Origin of the sequence: Steroidobacter gossypii, from assembly GCF_016801985.1 — a bacterium.
Lineage (GTDB): Bacteria > Pseudomonadota > Gammaproteobacteria > Steroidobacterales > Steroidobacteraceae > Steroidobacter > Steroidobacter gossypii.
On the sequence record NZ_JAEVLS010000002.1, the window covers coordinates 493,494 to 510,141 of the forward strand.

Genomic DNA, 16,648 nt, shown 5'->3' on the forward strand with positions numbered 1-16,648 from the left:
CATGCTGTCGGCAAAGGGCTTGACCAAGGATCACGGCGTTCATCGGGCACTGCATGACGTGAGCTTCACGATAGCGGCGGGAGAAATCTATTGCCTGCTCGGGGCGAACGGCGCCGGCAAGTCGACGACCATCAAATTGTTCCTCGGTTTTTTGAAGCCGACCTCGGGCTCCATCGAGGTGGATGGTCTCGACCCTCAGCGAGAGCCCGAAGCGGTGCGGCGCCGGCTGCTGTACATACCAGAGACGGTCGCCCTTTATGACGAACTGACTGGCTACGAGAACCTCGACTACTTCGCGCGGCTCGCCGGCGTGAAGGAACGTTCATCCATGCGCCTGCGCGATTCCCTGGCGGCGGCGGGCTTGGCCTCCGATGCGTTCGACCGGCGGGTGGGTCACTACTCAAAGGGCATGCGACAGAAGGTGGGCATTGCGCTTGCCATCGTCAAGCAAGCCAAGGCCCTGCTGCTCGATGAGCCCACTTCGGGTCTCGACCCCGAGGCTTCGGCTGAATTTCACGACCTGCTCGTGCGTCTGCGCGATCGTGGAGCGGCGATCCTGATGGCGACTCACGACCTGTTTCGCGCGCGGGAAGTGGCCACCACCATCGGCCTCATGCAGGCAGGCCGGCTGCGACGGACCCTGGACGCAGCGCAGATCACGGCGAACGATCTGGAGAGCCTGTACCTGGAGGAAATGGGGCGGCAGCGCTAGCTGGCCGCCATTTCCAAGTCGCCGCGCCGGTCCCACCACCTTCTGAGCCACGTCTCGATATTGAGCTGCGGTCCGAAGATCCCGAGCACTTGTGAGGAATGGTCCGGACTGACTCTTTGTATGCCGGCGTCGGCGGCGGCGCTGTCGATGAATCCATGTTTCGCCAGGATGCCATCGACCAGCATGCTTCTGATGAAGTCCCGATGGTGTTCGGTCACCGTGACCGAATGATCGTCGAGATAAGACTTCACCCTGCGAGAAAGCACGGGCTCCGGCAGCAATCCCGCAAAGGCACGGCGTGCAATCGTTCGATCCTCCGCGTCCGCCATGAGAACGTACAGGGGGATGCGAGCGAACAGCTCGATGACGGGCTGTGCGCCGATGGGCGCAGCGCCATGCCAGCTGCCGGCGCCTTCGAACGGGTCCAAGATATTCTTTGGCGGAACCATTCCAGCGATGTGAGCCAATTTGCTGGGAGACACCGCATGACCTTGCTCGAGTGCATGTCGCAGCCAGGCGGGCTGCATGTCGGCAGGGTGGGCGCCAGCGCGAATCCACTCGCAGGGATTCCCCCAGGTCTTGTCGAGTTTGACTGATTTCTTGAGCACGCCGTGACGGAAGGCATCCTTCAGGGCGCCGTAAAAGGAGTCACCCGACTGAGCGGATTCGAACGCGACACGCAGCAACTTGAAATCGATTCCGTGGCGCCAGGCATAGTCGATTGCACCGGCATTGCGTTTGAACCGCAGAAATACCGCATCGCCGCCGATTCCCGTGAATTGGGCCGTGCGAAGTGAAGCGGCGTCAGGGCCGACGCTGCGATTGAGAATATAACCGGAACCGTGAGCAGGCCTGGCGGTGCGCGGAAACTTCAGCAGCTCTTCCAGAGAACAATGTGGCGTTCGCTCATATTCGTGGAGCTCGCAGTTCCTGCCGGCGGACCGGCCGGCGCCTGCTACCGCCATTCTTGCAAATGTTCTCTCATCCGCTCCAATGCCGGAATCGTAGAGGTGAATGCATTGCACCTCGGGCTGCGAGGGCGCGCGGAGCAGGCCCGCCAGGACGATCGACGAGTCCAGCCCACCGGACAATCGCAACTGGATGTGCGTATGCTGGCTAGCCAAAGCACCGATGCAGCCGAGCAGCGTGGACCTTGCCAACCGGACGGCTTCGTTCAAGTCCGTGATGGGATCGTCCGCCGCCGCCGCGACCACATCCCAATAGCAATGCCGAGCCGCAGGCTTGCCATTCTCCATCCAGACCGCCTCTCCGGCTTCAACTGCCGTGACTTCCCGCAAGCCGGTCTGGCGGGCATCTCGAAAGGGAAGCAGAAGCGAGTAGGCGAGGTATTGCCAGTTGATGGAAAACTTCCTCAACCGCAGTTGCAAACAATCTTCCATGTTGGAGAACAGCAACGTCAGATGTTCGCTGGTGATCATGTAGCATGGAATGTCCCCCGACGGGTCGCGCACTGCGAACCATCTCTGCGATGGCGCGTCGTGGCCGAAGGCGACATATCTTCCCCAGTAGCGTTGTACGAGCACGCGACCGAGGCTGTTGCAGGCCGCTGTGGCGGCAGCTGTGTCGAGCGCGGCGCGCTCTGGCACGGTGTCGATGCCGAAGTTCTTGGTAAAGATCTTCCCCAAGACCACGAGCGAACCCGCGCGGCTACATTCGAAAACCGCTTGATCGTCGCTTTGCTGGTAGATGGCGGCGCCCGCCGCTTGCAACGCGCAGGCGATGCCTGGAAACCTGCTCGCAATTCTCTCGGTGACATGCCTGGCCTGCACCGCTGCCGGCTCCGATGAACTGTTCCAGAAGACTGCGATGTATCGGTACATTTGGTGCTGCGCTCGTCACAGAACAAGAATCGGGACCATGCGACGCAAGTTGAACGGGATATCGGTCAGGGCCTGATCGCCATACTGCAACCAGCAGTGAGCCGCGAATGGCCGTGCACGAACCGCAAATATCCAGGTCGGATGGATACTGTAGTTCGACAGGAATTCATTGAGCGCCAGGCAGTACAGGAAGCACTCGTTGGTCTTCTTGAAGCCGAGCGGTCGCAGCCAGTCGAACACACGAACCAGGGCCGCCAGTTGCCCGATGTCGACCTGCCGCCCTTGCGCGGCGTGCTTTCTCTTCTGAACCCGCAAGACCGTCTGCCGGAACGGCCGGAATCGTTTGCTGTACAGGGCATAGGCGGTTGCGCGCGAGAACCTGGCAAAGTCGCTCGCTCCAATCTCGGGACAACCTCGAGGCTGAGTATCTTGCAGCCAGCTCGTCGGAAGCTGAACTGTGGCAGGAGCGGCTGATTTTCCCAGCGCCGGATCCTGCGTGATCAGGCGGCGATCGAGCAGCGACTGGAGCACTGGCGGAGGGCTGCAGTTCTTCGACACGATCGGCCAGCCTGAAACGAAGTTGCCGAGGCTTGCCGCCGCTTCCCCGTCGATCGATAAGTATCGGCCTGTCACCTCATCCAATATGACTACCGAGTCGCCGCTCAGGCATGCATGTGCGCGCCGCGACAGAAGATAAGGTGGCGCCACCGCAAAATGCTCATGGCTGGCTCTTGCTCCAGTGAGGGTCGACAACGGTGCATGATTTGCATGCACCGTCGGCGCGTTCGGGAACGCACTCATATCAGCAAGACATCAGGGCGATGTGGTCGGAATGATAAAGAACTCGACCAGAGTCCCGTGCCAATGCGCTTGGGTCTCCTCGACCACCATGCCCAGTTCGATCAGCTCGTCCATAACTTTCTCCTTCGGTTCGTGGAAATACCCGGCAAGCAACGCCGGGCATGAAGCCGAATCTAAGGACTCCCGGCGTGGCTATCGAGAGTCGCGGGGTCGACTCCTGCAATCGTGTGACGACGGTGTGCGTGGCAACCAGACTCGCGTGTTCGGATTCGCCGATAACTGTCGATAAATCCGCAAGGTGCATCGGCGCTCATGCAGGGGTGAGGTCAGCGGCGTCCAGATGTGACATGCGACCGACGTGCGTCTGACAGAGTTGGCTTGTTGGATAGATGGAGTTACGGTATAACATTCCATAGGTGCAGGGAGAGAATCACACAGGACGTGGCCGAATGAGCACTGAGATGGAGGCCGATCAACGCGATCCGACACTGATCCTCAAAGGCCTGTTCCCACTGCCGAAGTTCATTCGGTTCGTCAGGGAACGTTGTCCGCCGCGGAGCTTCGATGATGCTGCGTTGATGGCCGAGTGGCGAGAGGCGCGGGCCGTGGCGCTTCGCGTCATCGAGGATGAAGCAGGTAGCGCTGATAGCATCGAGGTGCGCGATCTTTCGGAAGAAATGCAGCCTCTGGCCGAGCAAGTGTTGCGCCGACCCTCGATGCACCGATTGCTCTCACTGGTGCCGCGGCGTTGGTGCATGGTGGAGATCGATCCGTTGGTGGTCTTTCAGGACTCGATCAATCAGCGCCATGTGGATCAGCTGAAAGCGTCCCTGCCTGGCGTTCCGAGCGTACAGGATGTCATCGACCTCGCGTCCTGCAGCGGCGGTCGTTCACATCCGCCAGTTCGTTGCTTGCAAGCCGAGAGCGGCTACACCTTCGGCTCTGAGTCCAACGACTTGCGCTTTCTGGATGTTGTCACCGTCGATCCCGCCACCATTCAACACTACGAGCCGTTCGGTGCGGCAAGCCATGCGATCGTCATCTACCTTGGCTTCAGCGACAACGTGATCAGCGCGACCCGGTTCGGTAAGCGGATCGTTCTGACGAATGGCTCGCACCGTGTGTACGTGTTGCGTGAACTGGGATTCAGCCACGTTCCTTGCCTGCTGACCGATGCCTCCGATGGCGATGCTACCGATTTCCTGCTGCCTGCGGATGTCAAACAGGATCGAGCGTTTTATCTCCGCGCCCCAAGGCCGCCGTTGTTCAAGGACTATTTCGATCCTCGCCTGACGCGAGTCGTGCCCGTTGTTCGCAAGAACTATGTTTTGCAGGCGAAGCTGGATTTGCAGAGGATCACTGTGCCGGCGCTGTAGGCGCCGATGACATTTCGGCGTCGGTGAGTTCGAATCGCTACGCCCGCGTGCCCGCCTCGCGAAAATAACGCATGGGCGTGGCACCGGTCGCCTTGCGAAAGGCAGTGATGAAATTGCTCGTGGAGCTGAAGCCGACATCGTATGCCACTGAGCTCACCGGCTCACCGGCCGCCAGTTTCGTTACAGCGGCGTAGAGGCGAGCCTGTCGCCGATACTCCACGAAGGTCATCCGCGCCTCCCTTTCGAATGTTCGCGCCAGGGTGCGTGTTGAGATACCTAGTTCTTCGGCCCACGCGTGCAACGTTCGTGAATCTGCAGGATCGGTTGCGAGTGCATCGGCAATGCGCCTAAGCCGCAGAGAAAGCGGAGGAGGCATGGAAATACCGGGAAACCGCTGCGGCTTGATCTGGTCGGCAAGCACCATTGCCATTCGGCTGAAGCGCTGATCGGTGCTGGCGGCAGGCGAGGACTCCTGCACGGCGAGGATCAATTCGCGCAGCAATCCCGATACCTGCACCACGCTCGTGTCGCGCGGCAGAAGCGGCAGTACATCACCTCTGCAATACACGCTGAGCATGTCAAGGCGCGTCGAGGTCTCTACGCAGTGAGCCTCGAGAGCAGGCAGCCAGCAGGCCCGCATCGGTGGAATGACCCACGTCCCTTTCCCGGTATGGATCGTCATCGTACCCCGACTCGGATAGATGAGCTGAGCGCTGACGTGGTGGTGCCATTCACTTCGAAAACCTGATGCGTAGGAAGTCCCTTCCACTGCTACGCAGGCAGTTCCATCCTGCGGGGAGTGAGCCTCCGCGCGGTTCGCTTTCATGGCCGATTACCAATATTGCGTGTCGCAATCCGTTGTATCAGACACGCACAGCATTGGCCAGACTGCTCGAACCAATACAACTACGAGCAAGGTATGCAACCGTCAGCGCCGGGGACCGGCACGTCGAAGATGAGCGTGCGGTCGAAGATGGAGGAACAGGCTCGTCCCCATGCGATCTACAAGCGCGAGTTTCTGCAACGGGTGCTCAGCGATGTACCGGAGTCGCTGCTCGATGTTGGCTGCGGAGAAGGAGCGCTGCTGCGGGCCGCGGCAGCGGCGGGATGTTCAAGGTGCACCGGGATCGAGCCGGATGAGTCCATGGTTCTCGCGGGCCGCGCACAAGGGCTCGACTTGCGACAGGGCCGTGCAGAGGCGCTGCCATTCCCGAATGGAAGTTACGATGTAGTCGTCTTCGACTATGTGGCCCATCACCTCGAGTTCCTGGAGCAAGCGCTCTATCAAGCTGCACGGGTTGCGCGTCGCGCAGTATTCGTCCTCGACACCTGGTACGACGTTAGTCACCCCTCGCAACAGGTCGCCATGGATTTCGATGGCTGGCTCAAAGTCATCGATCGCAGGCGAGGTCTTGTGCACAACCCGTGTGTGCAGGCCGTCCGCCTCGCTGCTCCGTTTGTCGCGCTCGGCGGATTTCGCATCGACTACTCGCATCGCCTGCTGCTTCAAGGAATCGATATATCCAAAGTTGAAAGGGTGGGGCGCGAGCAGCTTGCACTCATCGGCGGGTGCGCGGTGCTGGAACGAGCACTCCTGACGTTGCTGGATCGTGCTCGTCTCGATAGATTCACCGATGACGGTGCGCTCATGTTCTGTGCATCGCGACGTTAGCGCCTGTCACCATTCGAATCCCCGGGGTACGAGAGTTCGCGCGCTCGGCGTCAGATCGGCGCGGAGGGCAGCCGTCCGTATCGCAAGAGCGCAGCTAGTCACGGGGGCCGTCAGTCATCGCGATCGAAAGCGCGCCACATTTGTCACTCTCACAACCGACCGTCCGCGCCATACGCTATCTCACGAACGAACCCGCGACGCGACCTCGGCAACTCGGGGCACGCATAGACTGGAGATAGAAGTTGATCACCATATCCGCTTTCGACGATGTTCCAGATTTCGCCAAGGGATTGGTGCGCGATCTGCGGGTGCGCTGGGCCCTGGAGGAGGTCGGGCTTCCGTATCAGGTCCGTCTGCTCCAGCAGGGCGAGCAGAAGAAGCCCGAATACTGCGCGCTGCAGCCCTTCGGGCAGGTGCCCGTATTCGAGCAGAACGGGCAGGTGCTGTTCGAATCGGGCGCCATCGTTCTGCACATTGCGGAACAGTCCGATGTTCTGCTGCCGAAAGAGCCGGCGGCACGCGCCAGGGCCGTGCAATGGCTGATCGCCGCGCTCAATAGCGTCGAACCGCCGATCTGGGATGTGTTCCTCGTCGACTTCATCTTCCCGAACGAACAATGGGCGAAACTGCGCCGGCCAGGCGCGGTCGAGTTCATGAACGCACGGCTCGACGCTTTGGCGACAAGACTGGGCGACCAACCGTACCTTGACGGGGAGCGCTTCACGGCGGGCGATCTGATGATGGCGTCGGTGCTGAGCTTCCATGCGGACGCTCGCAAGCGCGCTCCGCGCCTTGCGGCTTATTTCGAGCGCTGCACGGCCCGGCCCGCCTACATACGCGCTTTGAACGCTCAGCTCGGCGACTTTCGCCAGGCGGTTTGAAGGCTCGACATCAGTACACCAAAACACGACGTGACCGGCGCACGGCACGACAGGAGCAATTGCGATGATTTCACACAAGACCGGAACGCGCGAAGAGTGGTTGAAGGCCCGCATCGAGCTGCTCAAGGAAGAAAAGGAGCTGACCCGGCGCGGCGATGAAGTGGCGCGCAAGCGGCGGGAGCTGCCCTGGGTCCGTATCGACAAGGAATATCGCTTCGAGGCGGATGAAGGAAGCGTCTCGCTCAAGGACCTGTTTCTGGGACGCTCGCAACTGATCGTCTATCACTTCATGTTCGCGCCTGACTGGCAGGCGGGCTGCGCGTCGTGCTCAATGATCGCCGACGCATTTGACGGCTCCTACATCCACTTGGCCAATCACGACGTGATGTTCTGGGCGGTTTCGCGTGCGCCCCTCGCGAAGCTGCAGGCGTATAAGAGGCGCCTGGGCTGGACCTTTCCCTGGGCGTCCTCCGGCGGGGGCGATTTCAACGCCGACTTCAACGTCTGGTTCACCGAGTCGCAGCAACGCGATGGGGAGATCGAATACAACTATCAACGCGAGCCTCCCAGCAGCGACCTGTTCCGGTGGCGCAACGGTCAGGAGGGTGGGGGCGATTCGGCGGAGGCCAGGTTGGCCGCCATGTCCGGAACCGATGTGGCCTCATATCATCGCGACAGGCCTGGCATGAGTGCGTTCGTGCTGGAGGAGGGCGCCGTGTACCACACATACTCGAGTTACGCTCGCGGCCTCGACCCGTTGTTCGGCGTGTATCACTGGCTCGATCGCGCCCCGAAGGGACGCAACGAGACCGGAGTCTGGTGGCGTCGCCACGATGAGTATGGCCAGCGCTGAGAAAATTCGGCCGGACTCGCGGATCATCGATATCGAAGCCGAGTGCACCCAGCTGCGGCCCGGTGATCATGCAGGCTGCGATGGGGTGGTGTTATAGTATAACATCAACGAAAGATTCGCCGAAGTTGGTTATTGCCATGGATCTCGTCAATCACTGGGGGCTACCGCTGCTCGCCGCCCTGACCGTCGCATCGATCTCGCTCATCGGCGCGTTCACTCTGTGGATCAGGCCCGCGCGGCTGCGCGTCGTGGTGCCTGTGCTGGTCAGTCTGGCCGTCGGTGTGTTGTTGGGCGATGCGTTTCTGCACCTGATTCCGGAGGCGGTCGAGAGCATTGGCTCGGTGTTTCAAGTCTGCCTCTACGTGCTGGCGGGTATGGTGATGTTCTTCGGCGTGGAGAAGGTCGTGCGCTGGCGTCATCGCCACGATGTCTTCGATGCGGCTGCGGCGGACGGTGGCGGCGACGCGATGGCGCGCATGAACCTGGTTGGCGACGCCATTCATAATTTCATCGATGGAGTCCTGATCGCCGGCAGTTTCAGCGTGGACCCGGTGGTCGGGGTCACGACCACGCTGGCGCTCATCGCGCATGAGATTCCGCAAGAGATCGGGGACGTCGGTGCACTGATTCACGGCGGCTATTCGCCGAGGCGAGCGGTGTTTCTCAACTTTCTGTGTGCGTTGACCGTGATCGCGGGAGTGCTTTTCACCCTGCTGATTGCCGAGGCGGCCAACGCGCTCATGCCGTACCTCTTGCCGGTGTCGGCGGGCGGCTTCATCTATATCGCGGCGGCCGACTTCATTCCTTCTCTGCACTCACACCGCGGCTTTCGTCACGACTCGTTACAGGTTGCAACGGTTGCGATGGGCGTTCTGTGCATGTTGGGCATTACCGTCTTCGAACAGCACTCGCCACCTTCTGTGCCGGATCAGCGTGCGTTGGCGACGTTCGCTCGCGCGACCATCTCGCTCAACCACGCATCCCATCGTGGCCTGTCGCCTCACAATCCAGTTGACGCCCCACCCTCAACCACAATATCTTGTGTCCATTCTCGGTGCCCACCCCAAGATTAGTGGGGCGGGCTGAAAAGGGAACCCGGTGACCGCGCCGTAGAATTGGCGCGCATTCCGGGGCTGCCCCGCAGCGGTAATTGGGAACGAACGGCGTGAATCGCACTGGGCTCGAGAAGCCTGGGAAGCGGCGCCAAGTAGGTCGGCCAGACTAGCCGAAGCCCATGAGCCCGAAGACCTGCCGAGGATCGCGCGTCGAAGAGGCGCGTACAGGCTGTCGGGCTCTCGTGGGAAAGGGCTGGCGGATGTTCGCATCGCTTACGTTCGCAAGCGATCGCGCCTTCCGTTGTTTGCATTCCTCCATCGATGACCCGATTTCGCTCGCGGGAGCGAAGGCCGCCGTACCGGTTCGTGCCAACGCGCGAGAGCCGTTCGTCGTCCTTCATGCTGCGAGCCCCAACGCTTCGGGGACACAAGAACACGATGGAAACGCTCGCTCCCGCCACCGCAGGCAAAGCGCCTGCGCGTGCCGACTCTCCTCAGGCCGACTTTCATCTCACACCACCGCATTCGGCTCGCACGCAGATGCGAGTGACGAAACGCAATGGCGAGCGTGAAGCCGTCGATGTGAACAAGATCGTCAAAGCGGTCGGGCGCTGTGGCGATGGTCTCGACGCGGTCGATCCGATGCGCGTCGCGTTGAAGACCATTGCCGGCCTGTACGATGGCGCGACCACGCGCGAGCTGGACGAGTTGTCGATTCGCACGGCCGCCTCATTCACGTTCGAAGAGCCGGAGTACTCGCGCCTCGCGGCTCGCCTGCTCGCGGGTTTCATCGACAAGGAAGTGCAGGGGATGGGCGTGTATTCGTTCTCGCAGTCCATCCGCCTTGGCTTCGATGTGGGGCTGATCAACGAGCGCGTGATGAGCTTCGTCGAGAGCAATGCTCGTAAGCTGAATGACGCCATCGACGCCCGTCGGACTCAGGAGTTCGAGTACTTCGGCCTGAAGACGCTCTACGATCGCTACTTGCTGAAGCATCCGACGCGCCGCCTTGCGCTGGAGTCTCCGCAGCAGTTCTGGATGCGGATTGCTTGCGCGTTGAGCACCAACGTGCACGAAGCGATCGACCTGTATCATGTGTTCTCGTCGCTCGACTACATTCCCAGCTCGCCGACGCTGTTCAACGCAGGCACGCGGCACGAACAGCTGTCGAGTTGCTTCCTGCTCGATTCGCCTTCGGACTCGCTCGAGTCCATCTACGACAAGTACAAGGAGATCGCGCTGTTATCGAAGTTCTCCGGCGGCATCGGCGTCGCATGGCACCGCGTGCGCTCGGAAGGATCGCTGATTCGCGCGACCAACGGCCTGTCGAACGGCATCGTGCCGTGGTTGAAGACGCTTGATTCCTCGGTCGCGGCGGTCAATCAAGGCGGCAAGCGCAAGGGTGCGGCCTGCGTGTATCTCGAGCCGTGGCACGCGGACATCGAAGCGTTCCTGGAGTTGCGCGACAACACGGGCGACGAAGGCCGCCGTACGCATCACATCAATATTGCCAACTGGATCTGCGATCTGTTCATGCGTCGCGTGGAGGCCGACGAGATGTGGTCGCTGTTCGATCCCAAGGACGTGCCGCAGCTGCCCGACTTGTGGGGCGAGGCGTTCGAAGCGGCCTATATTCAAGCCGAAGCGCAGGGTGTTGCGCGCAAGCAGGTGCGTGCCCGCGATCTGTACGCCCGGATGATGCGCACGCTCGCTCAGACCGGCAACGGCTGGATGACCTTCAAGGACAAGTGTAATCGTGCTGGCAATCAGACTGCCCGCGCCGGCAATACGATCCACCTGTCGAATCTTTGCACCGAGATCCTCGAAGTTACCAGTGAAGGCGAGACTGCCGTGTGCAATCTTGGCTCGATCAATCTCGGCCGTCACCTCACCGACGGTGCGTTCGATTTTGACAAGCTCGCACAAACCGTGCAGACCGCCGTGCGTCAGCTCGATCGCGTCATCGACCTGAACTTCTATCCGATCGGCACGGCGCGTGCGTCGAACATGCGTTGGCGACCAATCGGACTGGGCGTGATGGGCCTGCAGGACGTGTTTTTCCAGTTGCGCCTGTCCTTCGACAGCCCGCAGGCGAAGGAAATTTCGACGCGCATCGCCGAGACGATCTACTTTCACGCGCTGCGAACCTCGATGGAGTTGGCGCGCGAGCTGGGACCCCACGACGCCTTCAAAGACACGCGAGCGTCGGACGGGGAGCTGCAGTTCGACAGCTGGAGTGTGACGCCATCGGATCTGGCGCTGTGGAATGCGCTGCGCGACGAAATCGAGGCACATGGCTTGCGCAACAGCCTGCTGATCGCCATCGCGCCGACCGCTACGATCGCGTCGATCGCCGGTTGCTACGAGTGCATCGAGCCGCAGGTGTCCAACCTGTTCAAGCGCGAGACGCTCTCGGGCGACTTCCTGCAGGTGAACCGTTACCTGGTCGAAGAGCTGAAGCAGCTCGGGTTGTGGACGGATGAGATCCGCAATCAGATCAAGCTCGCCGACGGCTCGGTGCAGGGCATTGCCGAAATTCCCGAGGCGCTACGTGCGATCTATCGAACGGCCTGGGAAATCCCCATGCGCGCGCTGATCGATCTGGCCGTTGCGCGCGGTGCGTACATCGACCAGAGTCAGTCGCTGAACCTGTTCATCGCCAATCCCACCATCGGCCAGCTTTCCAGCATGTACATGTACGCGTGGAAGAGCGGCGTGAAGACCACCTACTACCTGCGCTCGCGCCCCGCGACAAATATCGCCAAGACGACCGTGCAGGCAACGCAGGCGCAGGTCAGCGACTCGGCGGCGGTGGTGTGCTCGTTGGAAAATCCTGAAATGTGCGAGGCCTGCCAGTGAGCGCCGTCATGACTTCCCGTAACGCCTCGTTGCTCGACCCCGGTTTCGACCTCACGTTGCGGCCGATGCGTTATCCGCGCTTCTATGAAATGTACCGGGCTGCGATCAAGAACACATGGACGGTCGAGGAGATCGATTTCCAGATCGACCTGGGGCACCTGAGCCAGCGCATGACGCCGGCCGACCGGCATTTGATCGAGCGATTGGTGGCGTTCTTCGCGACCGGCGACTCGATCGTGTCGAACAATCTGGTCATCAGCCTGTATCGGCATATCAACTCGCCCGAGGCGCGGATGTACCTGTCGCGCCAGTTGTTCGAAGAAGCATTGCACATCCAGTTCTACCTGACGCTGCTGGATAACTATGTCCCGGATCAGCAACGTCGAGCGCAGGCATTCGCCGCCATCGAGAACATTCCGTCGATCCGTCGCAAGGCGCAGTTCTGCCAGAAGTGGACTGATGAAGTGTTCGGACTGCAACAGATCGCGAGCGAGGCGGACAGGCGGCGCTTCCTGCTCAACCTGACGTGTTTCGCCAGCTGCATCGAGGGATTGTTCTTCTTCGGCGCGTTCGCTTACGTCTACTTTCTGCGCTCCCGTGGGTTGTTGCCCGGCCTGGCCGCCGGCACGAACTGGGTGTTTCGTGACGAGAGCGCGCACATGGCGTTCGCCTTCGAGGTGATCAACACCGTGCGGCGGGAGGAGCCCCACCTGTTCGACGCCTCTTGGGCGGAGCAAGTGCAAACCATGATCGAGGAGGCGGTCGAGTGCGAGGCAGCCTTTGCCGAGGACGTGTTGTCCGGCGGCGTGGTCGGGCTCACCAGGCGCGAAATGCGGCAGTACCTGGAGTACGTCGCTGACCAGCGATTGCGTGCGTTGCAGTTGCCGGCCCGCTACAACGTCCGCAATCCCTTCGCGTTCATGGAACTGCAGGACGTGCAGGAGCTGACGAATTTTTTCGAGCGGCGGGTCTCGGCTTATCAAGTTGGCGTGCAGGGCGAGGTCGCCTTCGACGAAGCCTTTTGATGGCGCGTCAACGTTGGCGCGGGCCCCCGCCTAACGTCGCGCCGTAACCGTAGATCACTGGCGCTTCAGGCGCCGCCAGCTGACGGATGACGGCGTTGCGGTATCCGAATACACTGATGCGCCTGGCGGTCATCCCCATGATGATATTGACCATGCGCAAGGCAGCGTCGCCGTTCGCGAGAATGACGCCAAGTCAGCTGACGTAAAAGCGACGGCTCAAGGGCAGTTGGGCGTACTGGTCTGGCTAATCAGCGGCGCTCGCGAGTGTTGTTCTGCTCCTGGGGTTGCAGCGAAAGCGACTCGGCTTTGGTCGGGGCCGGCAGGCTCGTACTGCATCGACGTCCGTACCCGGCGCAACCCCTACGTCTGCGGCATCCTAAGCTCGTCGGATTGGGCGTCGACGCATCGTCGACCGGATGGGAACTTGTAAGGCGTTCAAAGACTTTCATTCACCAGCCACCCCCGGCAGCATGCAGCGTTGCCGGTATCAATGTCCCCCAGGTATCGGTCCGCGCACCTGAGGAAATGGACCGGGCAGGCTAGCAGGCCTCTTGCAGGAGATTTAGCATGTCGCAACAGCCGGCGGATCACGCCAACGCAGCTTCCCTGCCACGCGCGTTGGAACGCGACGTTTTCTTGCGGATCCAGGGCGATTGCTACGTCAGCGAAAAGTCCGAGGAGAGGATCGTGTTCGGCGATGGCCAGTGTCCGTTCGTCGCGAAGGCCGTTGTACGCCCTGCAATGCGCGGCTAAGGGGACGACCGTTGATGCGACCTCACCGGCCGATGCAGGCAGTGCCGCACGCGTGCCGCCCACCACTATTCTGCTGGATATCGCACCTTTGCTACGTTGCATGCGCCGCTCGCGCAGCGTGAATACGACCGTTCGGCCGACCGCGATGAAGCCTCCCATGCGATGGCCGGCGCCGCCGCCTACGTATGGCGGGAGACAGCGGTGATCCCCACCAACCTCAGCGGGGCGGAGCATGCCCTCGCACCAATGTTCGACCAAGCGGGAGTCGGGATCGCGCAGATCGATCTCGACGGCCGCTATCTATTCGTCAGCGAAGCGTACGCCAGCATGTTCGGGCGCACCCGCGCGGAACTCCTGCAGAAGCGCTTCCACGACATCACCCAAAGCGAGGATCTCGCTGTCGCACTGGATGCGCTGATCCGGACAATCGACACCGGCGCTCCCGCGCTGATCGAATGCCGTCACCTGCGGCCGGATGGCAGCCACGTGTGGACGCGCAACAGTATTGCTGTAGCTCGCGACGAGGGTAAGGCGCAGCACCTGCTGGTGGTCGCTCAGAACATCGATGCGGTCCGGCGAGCGGAACGGCCGCTCAACCGCGGCCGGCCCGATCTGCGGCTGTTACTGGAGTCCTCGGCCGACGGTGTCTACTGCATCGATCGTGATGGTCTGACGACGCTGTGCAACGCGAGCTTTTTGAAGATGCTCGGGTTCGCACGCGAGGAAGATGTGATCGGCAAGGACCTCCACGAGATCATTCATCATGCCCGCGCCAACGGTTCGCCTTGCCAAAAAGAGGATTGCCCGATCTACCGCGCGGTGCACTCGGGGCGGCACATGCATGTGCCCGATGAGTTGCTATTTCGTGCCGACGGGACGAGCTTTTCGGTCGAGTACTGGGCCCTGCCGATCGTCCGCGACGGGGAGATTCAGGGCGCTGTATGCACGTTCATCGATCTCACCGAACGCAAACGCGCGGAAGCACGCCAACAACTGCTCAACCGCGAACTCGCGCACCGGGTCAAGAACACGCTCGCGATGGTGCAGGCAATCGTCGCCCAGTCGCTGCGCAACGCCGCCACGCCGAAGGAGGCGATGCAGGTCATCAACGAGCGCTTGTTCGCGCTCGGTAAAGCTCACAACATCCTCACGCAAACACAATGGGGCACTGCGCCCATCATGGACGTCGTGGAGGGGGCGATCGCGGTTCACAACACGGCGTCACGGCGGATTCACGTCAGCGGTCCGATGATTGATCTGGGCGCCAAGGCCGCCCTCGCCATTACGATGGCAATGCACGAGCTGTGCACGAACGCCGTTAAATACGGCGCGCTGTCGACCGAAACCGGTAAGGTGCTGATCGAGTGGTCGGTTACCGGAGGCGCCGCGAATGCAATGTTCCGGCTCACCTGGCGCGAATGCGGCGGCCCCCCGGTGGCGCCACCGACTCGCAAAGGCTTCGGTTCCAGACTCATCGCCGAGGCGATCGGGGCTGATCTCAAGGGTCGTGCTCGGCTCGACTTTCCTGAAGAGGGTGCTTCGTGGACCTTGGAGGCGCCGGTACAGGCCGTGGGCCAATGACCTCGCGCAGCTGCGCAACCTAGGCGCGTCTCAGTTTGCGTCGCTCGTAGTCAGCGCTTGCCGCTGGCTCTCCAGCCAGCGATACCACTCATCCAGGCCCTCGCCGGTGCGGGAGGAGGTGTACAGAACGGAGGCGTCCGCATTGACCGCGCGGACCTGCGCAAGCGCCCGGCTCAGATCGAAATCGACATAGGGCAGCAGGTCGATCTTGTTGATCAGGATCAGGTCCGCCGCTCGGAACATGTGTGGATACTTGACCGGCTTGTCGTCGCCTTCGGTGACCGAAAGGATCGCTACCTTGCGGTGTTCCCCCAGGTCGAACAGGGCAGGGCACACGAGATTGCCGACGTTTTCGATCATCAGGATCGACCCCGCTGGCGGATTGAGCTCCTCGACGCCCCGCGCGACCATCTGCGCATCCAGATGGCAGCCCGTGCCGGTATTCACCTGCACCACCGGCGCGCCGGCTGCACGAATGCGCTCGCCATCGTTCGACGTTGCCTGGTCGCCTTCCACGACCAGCAGCGGAGTGCGGTTCCCCAGATCCCGAATCGTGCGTTCGAGCAGCGTTGTCTTGCCCGCGCCGGGACTGCTCATGAGATTGATCGACAACACCTTGCGGGAGCTGAACCAATGGCGATTGGCGCTCGCGAGTGCATCGTTCTTCGCGAGAATGCGCGTCTCGATTTCCACCACCGTGCTCGATCCGTGGTCGTGCGAATGGTCGTGCGTATGGTCGTGAAGATGGTGTGATCCCGGATGCAGGCGGTGAGGCGGATGGCTGTGGCGAGTGCCGTCAGCGTGCACGTGCTCATGCGAGCCCAGCACGATCAATTGGCCGGTTTGCATGTTGAGCGCCGTCGCGCCCGCGTCATCGTCACAACCGCATACACCGCACATCAGCGCACCTCATCCACTTCCATCGCTTTGATCTTCAATTCTTCACCGGCCAGAGGCACCAGCCGTTGCGAGCCGCACGAGCATGGCGTGCTCCAGCTCGGCAAGTTGAACTCTACGCCGCAGGACAGGCAGCGGGCGCGGCCCTCGATCTCCACGATGTCGAGCGAGGCGCCCTGGAGCGGCGTGCCGTGCGCGGCGGCTTCAAAACAGAACGCAACCGCATCGGCCAGCACGCCGGAAAGCTTGCCGATCTCCACGGTCACTCGCCGCACCCGACGTCCCGCCGCCGCCTCTGCGACAATCGCGACGATGTTACGGCTGATGCCCAGCTCATGCATC

15 protein-coding genes and 1 riboswitch are annotated in these 16,648 nt (G+C 61.5%); of the genes, 9 read left to right on the forward strand and 6 right to left on the reverse strand.

Annotated features, from left to right (window positions below; all coding sequences use genetic code 11):
• Window position 1: 1 nt before the first annotated feature.
• The gene (locus JM946_RS09365) at window positions 2-712 is read left to right on the forward strand and encodes an ABC transporter ATP-binding protein (protein WP_203167028.1); all 711 of its coding nucleotides are present in this window, start codon (window positions 2-4) and stop codon (window positions 710-712) included.
• On the opposite strand, the gene JM946_RS09370 is transcribed toward JM946_RS09365, so the two are convergent.
• Window positions 709-2,553 (reverse strand): asparagine synthase-related protein, encoded by a 1,845-nt coding sequence (locus JM946_RS09370; protein ID WP_203167029.1) that lies wholly within the window; start codon window positions 2,551-2,553, stop codon window positions 709-711. The genes JM946_RS09365 and JM946_RS09370 overlap by 4 nt on opposite strands.
• A gap of 15 nt (window positions 2,554-2,568) precedes the next feature.
• Window positions 2,569-3,186, reverse strand: coding sequence for a lasso peptide biosynthesis B2 protein (locus JM946_RS09375; RefSeq protein WP_218042720.1), 618 nt, complete (start codon window positions 3,184-3,186; stop codon window positions 2,569-2,571).
• 617 nt (window positions 3,187-3,803) lie between these two features.
• Here JM946_RS09375 and JM946_RS09380 point away from each other — a divergent pair.
• Window positions 3,804-4,730: a ParB N-terminal domain-containing protein gene (locus tag JM946_RS09380; RefSeq protein ID WP_203167031.1), complete on the forward strand. Its 927-nt coding sequence runs from the start codon at window positions 3,804-3,806 to the stop codon at window positions 4,728-4,730.
• A gap of 37 nt (window positions 4,731-4,767) precedes the next feature.
• Here the strand turns inward: JM946_RS09380 and JM946_RS09385 are convergent, their stop codons facing one another.
• Window positions 4,768-5,556 (reverse strand): AraC family transcriptional regulator, encoded by a 789-nt coding sequence (locus JM946_RS09385; protein ID WP_203167032.1) that lies wholly within the window; start codon window positions 5,554-5,556, stop codon window positions 4,768-4,770.
• A 93-nt stretch (window positions 5,557-5,649) separates the two neighbouring features.
• On the opposite strand from JM946_RS09385, the gene JM946_RS09390 reads away from it, so the two are divergent.
• From JM946_RS09390 to JM946_RS09415, 6 genes are all read left to right on the forward strand, one after another.
• The gene (locus JM946_RS09390; protein WP_203167033.1) at window positions 5,650-6,402 is read left to right on the forward strand and encodes a class I SAM-dependent methyltransferase; all 753 of its coding nucleotides are present in this window, start codon (window positions 5,650-5,652) and stop codon (window positions 6,400-6,402) included.
• Window positions 6,403-6,644: 242 nt separating this feature from the next.
• Entirely contained in the window at window positions 6,645-7,283 is a 639-nt protein-coding gene (locus JM946_RS09395) for a glutathione S-transferase family protein (RefSeq protein ID WP_203167034.1), read from the forward strand.
• A 64-nt stretch (window positions 7,284-7,347) separates the two neighbouring features.
• Entirely contained in the window at window positions 7,348-8,136 is a 789-nt protein-coding gene (locus tag JM946_RS09400) for a DUF899 domain-containing protein (RefSeq protein WP_203167035.1), read from the forward strand.
• Between the two features lie 68 nt (window positions 8,137-8,204).
• Complete coding sequence (locus tag JM946_RS09405; RefSeq protein ID WP_230979643.1) at window positions 8,205-9,209, forward strand: ZIP family metal transporter; 1,005 nt, start codon at window positions 8,205-8,207, stop codon at window positions 9,207-9,209.
• A riboswitch (cobalamin riboswitch) is annotated at window positions 9,172-9,406 on the forward strand. It overlaps the preceding gene by 38 nt.
• A 223-nt stretch (window positions 9,407-9,629) precedes the next feature.
• Window positions 9,630-12,050: a ribonucleoside-diphosphate reductase subunit alpha gene (locus tag JM946_RS09410; RefSeq protein WP_203167037.1), complete on the forward strand. Its 2,421-nt coding sequence runs from the start codon at window positions 9,630-9,632 to the stop codon at window positions 12,048-12,050.
• Window positions 12,051-12,058: 8 nt separating this feature from the next.
• The gene (locus tag JM946_RS09415) at window positions 12,059-13,075 is read left to right on the forward strand and encodes a ribonucleotide-diphosphate reductase subunit beta (RefSeq protein WP_203167038.1); all 1,017 of its coding nucleotides are present in this window, start codon (window positions 12,059-12,061) and stop codon (window positions 13,073-13,075) included.
• A gap of 7 nt (window positions 13,076-13,082) precedes the next feature.
• Here the strand turns inward: JM946_RS09415 and JM946_RS29970 are convergent, their stop codons facing one another.
• The gene (locus JM946_RS29970; protein ID WP_218042722.1) at window positions 13,083-13,229 is read right to left on the reverse strand and encodes a hypothetical protein; all 147 of its coding nucleotides are present in this window, start codon (window positions 13,227-13,229) and stop codon (window positions 13,083-13,085) included.
• 695 nt (window positions 13,230-13,924) lie between these two features.
• Between JM946_RS29970 and JM946_RS09425 the strand changes: the two genes are divergently transcribed.
• On the forward strand, window positions 13,925-15,409 hold the full coding sequence (locus tag JM946_RS09425) for a sensor histidine kinase (RefSeq protein WP_203167040.1): 1,485 nt from the start codon (window positions 13,925-13,927) through the stop codon (window positions 15,407-15,409).
• Between the two features lie 30 nt (window positions 15,410-15,439).
• Here JM946_RS09425 and hypB read toward each other — a convergent pair whose 3' ends face one another.
• Together hypB and JM946_RS09435 are read right to left on the reverse strand one after the other, a co-directional pair.
• On the reverse strand, window positions 15,440-16,258 hold the full coding sequence (gene hypB, locus JM946_RS09430; RefSeq protein WP_218042723.1) for a hydrogenase nickel incorporation protein HypB: 819 nt from the start codon (window positions 16,256-16,258) through the stop codon (window positions 15,440-15,442).
• Window positions 16,259-16,308: 50 nt separating this feature from the next.
• The gene (locus JM946_RS09435) at window positions 16,309-16,647 is read right to left on the reverse strand and encodes a hydrogenase maturation nickel metallochaperone HypA/HybF (protein WP_203167042.1); all 339 of its coding nucleotides are present in this window, start codon (window positions 16,645-16,647) and stop codon (window positions 16,309-16,311) included.
• Between the last annotated feature and the right edge of the window lies 1 nt (window position 16,648).

Bases quoted from the DNA above. Each gene is read 5' to 3' on its own strand.
- JM946_RS09380 (WP_203167031.1), top strand. From the start codon at position 3,804: ATGAGCACTGAGATGGAGGCCGATCAACGCGATCCGACACTGATCCTC.
- JM946_RS09435 (WP_203167042.1), bottom strand. From the start codon at position 16,647: ATGCATGAGCTGGGCATCAGCCGTAACATCGTCGCGATTGTCGCAGAG.
- JM946_RS09365 (WP_203167028.1), top strand. From the start codon at position 2: ATGCTGTCGGCAAAGGGCTTGACCAAGGATCACGGCGTTCATCGGGCA.
- JM946_RS09370 (WP_203167029.1), bottom strand. From the start codon at position 2,553: ATGTACCGATACATCGCAGTCTTCTGGAACAGTTCATCGGAGCCGGCA.
- JM946_RS09415 (WP_203167038.1), top strand. From the start codon at position 12,059: ATGACTTCCCGTAACGCCTCGTTGCTCGACCCCGGTTTCGACCTCACG.
- JM946_RS09400 (WP_203167035.1), top strand. From the start codon at position 7,348: ATGATTTCACACAAGACCGGAACGCGCGAAGAGTGGTTGAAGGCCCGC.
- JM946_RS09410 (WP_203167037.1), top strand. From the start codon at position 9,630: ATGGAAACGCTCGCTCCCGCCACCGCAGGCAAAGCGCCTGCGCGTGCC.
- JM946_RS29970 (WP_218042722.1), bottom strand. From the start codon at position 13,229: ATGGTCAATATCATCATGGGGATGACCGCCAGGCGCATCAGTGTATTC.
- JM946_RS09405 (WP_230979643.1), top strand. From the start codon at position 8,205: ATGCAGGCTGCGATGGGGTGGTGTTATAGTATAACATCAACGAAAGAT.
- JM946_RS09390 (WP_203167033.1), top strand. From the start codon at position 5,650: ATGCAACCGTCAGCGCCGGGGACCGGCACGTCGAAGATGAGCGTGCGG.
- JM946_RS09385 (WP_203167032.1), bottom strand. From the start codon at position 5,556: ATGAAAGCGAACCGCGCGGAGGCTCACTCCCCGCAGGATGGAACTGCC.
- hypB (WP_218042723.1), bottom strand. From the start codon at position 16,258: ATGCAAACCGGCCAATTGATCGTGCTGGGCTCGCATGAGCACGTGCAC.